1 protein-coding gene and 2 pseudogenes are annotated in these 1373 nt (G+C 62.0%); 1 reads left to right on the plus strand and 2 read right to left on the minus strand.

The window, feature by feature from the left end; genetic code table 11:
- A pseudogene (locus tag EN949_RS36990) lies at nt 1-140 on the minus strand (histidine phosphatase family protein); the annotation flags it as partial.
- Nucleotides 141-471: 331 nt separating this feature from the next.
- On the opposite strand from EN949_RS36990, the gene dksA reads away from it, so the two are divergent.
- Nucleotides 472-888, plus strand: a complete 417-nt coding sequence (gene dksA / locus EN949_RS35300; protein WP_013531862.1) for an RNA polymerase-binding protein DksA — start codon at nt 472-474, stop codon at nt 886-888.
- A 185-nt stretch (nt 889-1073) separates the two neighbouring features.
- Here dksA and EN949_RS35305 read toward each other — a convergent pair.
- Nucleotides 1074-1373 (minus strand): annotated as a pseudogene (locus EN949_RS35305) (hypothetical protein); the annotation flags it as partial.

The following is a 1373-nucleotide window of genomic DNA, read 5'->3' on the forward strand; positions in this document are numbered from 1 at the left end:
ACATAGAGGCGGGAGCGCATGGCGGCGCCCATCATTTCGGCATCGGCGCGGCCGGACGCATCGAGCGGACGGTCGAAATCGCGCATGCCGGGCAATGCCCAGCCAGCCTTGGCATGTCGCAACAGATAAAGCCTGCTCACCCAACCTCCGAATGCCGAAGCCTTCCGGGATTAGCCACGAGAACGGCGTCGCGCACAATGGCCCGTGCTCTTCAAACACGGCGAATCAGCCAACGCTGCTGCTGCAAAAGGCGCTTGCATATCGGCCCCGGGGTCACCGCGATCAGGGAAAATATGCGTCACCGGATCCAAAGTGTCGCGGCGGAGTTTGTACCAAAGCGACCGTACGCGGCTGCAAAGACGCGTGCCCGGGTACTTTAACAATTGCGTGAAACAGCGGCCGATTGCGCTTGTGCAGGCGTCGGACGACGAATATATAGGCGCCAAATTTGGGGCAGTTTGGGTGAGTCGAATGAACGACATCGTTACCGCCGATTACGTACCCTCCGAAGACGAGCCGTTCATGAACGAGCGGCAGAAATCCTACTTCCGCTCAAAGCTCGTCACCTGGAAGAATGACATATTGCGCGAAGCGCGCGAAACACTGGAAATCCTGCAGCAAGAAAACGCCAACCACCCCGATCTGGCCGATCGCGCCTCTTCGGAAACCGACCGTGCCATCGAACTCAGGGCCCGCGACCGTCAGCGCAAGCTCATTGCAAAGATCGATTCCGCCCTGCAACGCATCGACGAAGGCACCTACGGCTATTGCGAAGAAACCGGCGAGCCGATCGCGCTGAAGCGGCTCGATGCACGTCCGATCGCGACATTGTCGATCGAAGCGCAGGAGCGGCATGAGCGCCGCGAAAAAGTCTATCGCGACGACTGAAGCTCACGGCCGGCTGTCTCGAACGAACTCGATTCTGAAAATGGCCGGTTTTCCGGCCATTTTCATTGGTGCGGCATCCACCGCTCAGGGCGCGCGAAGATCGAAAACCCTCGGGGCTTCGGACGAGGTGGTTCGGCAGCCGGACCGGCGACGGTGTTTCGCGGGGATAGCGACCCGGCGGTCGCTCATTTCTTCTGGCTGGAGAGTTCACCGAGAAGCTTGGTCATCTCGTCGTCGAGCGACTGCGGCGCCGCCGGCTTGCCCACCTGGCCGCCCGAACGGGGCTGGTCCAGCGATACTTCAAGTTCTCTCATCAGCGTGTCGTCGATGCTGTCCTGCACCGGCTGCGGTGGTGGCGGGGCGTGCCGGGCGGTGTTGGCGTTGGCGGAGCCGTAGGCGGGCAACGGCGTGACATTGGTCGGCTGGTAGCTTTGCGTTGCCGGCTTCGGTGCAGGTGCCGGCGGCGCTGTCGGACGGGGGCGGGC

This window comes from Mesorhizobium sp. M7A.F.Ca.US.007.01.2.1 (assembly GCF_003998165.1).
Taxonomy (GTDB): domain Bacteria; phylum Pseudomonadota; class Alphaproteobacteria; order Rhizobiales; family Rhizobiaceae; genus Mesorhizobium; species Mesorhizobium ciceri.

Excerpts from the sequence above, each read along its gene's own strand:
- dksA (WP_013531862.1), top strand. The coding sequence starts at position 472 with ATGAACGACATCGTTACCGCCGATTACGTACCCTCCGAAGACGAGCCG.